Below are 302 nucleotides of genomic sequence, written 5' to 3'. Positions count from 1 at the left end.
GTATTAAAGGAGGTTATAATTATGGATTTAAAATTATGGGATGAGTTAAATAGATGGAGAAATGAATGCAAATTTATAGATTTAACACACGAACTATCTCCTGAAACTACACAAAGTGGTAATATCATTTCATCTGGAACTAATTTATCAAGCAATCTATTTCCTTCGACAAAATGACCAGGTGCATCAACATGTGTTCCATATTGCCCAACTAATGTAAATTCATTTACATAAAAACCGTGTTCTTTTAAGTTAAATTTAGTACTAATATCCATTGGTTTAAATCCAGACCAATGTGTAGT

1 protein-coding gene is annotated in these 302 nt (G+C 30.1%); it reads right to left on the bottom strand.

From position 1 onward, the window contains the following. Positions 1-302 (bottom strand): cyclase family protein (locus AWT72_RS09030; protein WP_197407687.1); only part of this gene is annotated, 302 nt, incomplete at both ends.

The organism is Oceanivirga salmonicida (assembly GCF_001517915.1).
Lineage (GTDB): Bacteria > Fusobacteriota > Fusobacteriia > Fusobacteriales > Leptotrichiaceae > Oceanivirga > Oceanivirga salmonicida.
The sequence above is the reverse complement of the archived record's forward strand: the minus strand, read 5'-3'. Positions and strand labels throughout refer to the sequence as shown.